1 protein-coding gene is annotated in these 1,181 nt (G+C 67.1%); it reads left to right on the top strand.

The features are described from left to right. Positions 1–1,181: acyl-CoA dehydrogenase family protein (locus P3T23_RS47795; protein ID WP_429322971.1), on the top strand; the 1,181-nt coding region annotated here is incomplete at both ends.

The following is a 1,181-nucleotide window of genomic DNA, read 5'->3' as shown; positions in this document are numbered from 1 at the left end:
TGGCGCGACGGCAAGGTCACCGCCACGCCCGGCTTCCGGGACGCCTTCCGCCAGTTTGCCGAAGGCGGCTGGCAGGGCGTGCAGCATCCTGTCGACTACGAAGGCCAGGGCCTGCCCAAGCTGATCGCCACGGCATGCATCGAGATGCTCAACGCGTCGAACCTGTCGTTCGCACTGTGCCCGCTGCTGACCGACGGGGCCATCGAAGCGCTGCTCACCGCCGGCACCGAAGCACAGAAGCAGACCTATGTGCCGAAGCTGATCTCGGGCGAATGGACCGGCACGATGAACCTCACCGAGCCGCAGGCGGGCTCCGATCTGGCGCTGGTGCGCACGCGCGCCGAGCCGCAGGGCGATGGTTCGTACCGGCTCTTCGGCACCAAGATCTTCATCACGTGGGGCGAGCACGACATGGCGGAGAACATCGTCCATCTCGTGCTCGCGCGCACGCCCGATGCGCCCGAAGGCGTGAAGGGCATTTCGCTGTTCATCGTGCCGAAGTTCCTCGTCAATGAGGACGGCACGACGGGCGGGCGCAACGATGTGCATTGCGTGTCGATCGAACACAAGCTCGGCATCAAGGCGAGCCCGACGGCGGTGCTGCAGTTCGGTGACCACGGCGGCGCAGTCGGCCACCTGATCGGCGAGGAGAACCGCGGCCTCGAGTACATGTTCATCATGATGAACGCGGCGCGCTTCGCGGTGGGCATGCAGGGCGTGGCCGTGTCGGACCGCGCCTACCAGAAGGCGGTCGCGTATGCGAAGGATCGCGTGCAGAGCCGCCCGGTCGACGGCAGCGCGAAGCAGCCGGTGTCGATCATCCATCATCCGGACGTGCGCCGGATGCTCGCGACGATGCGTGCGCTCACCGAAGGCTCGCGCGCGCTGGCCTACGTGGCAGCCGGGCATTGCGACATCGCGCACCGTCATCCGGAGGCGGCGAAGCGCGCCGAGCACCAGGCGATCTATGAATTCCTCGTGCCGGTCGTGAAGGGCTGGAGCACGGAGCTGTCGCTCGAGGTGACGAGCCTGGGCGTGCAGGTGCACGGCGGCATGGGCTTCATCGAGGAAACGGGCGCAGCGCAGTACTACCGCGATGCGCGCATCCTGCCGATCTACGAAGGCACGACGGCGATTCAGGCGAACGACCTGATCGGCCGCAAGACGGTGCGCGACGGCGG

The sequence above is a fragment of the Paraburkholderia sp. GAS448 genome (assembly GCF_050435685.1).
GTDB lineage: Bacteria > Pseudomonadota > Gammaproteobacteria > Burkholderiales > Burkholderiaceae > Paraburkholderia.
This window is presented reverse-complemented; position numbering and strand designations above follow the sequence as displayed.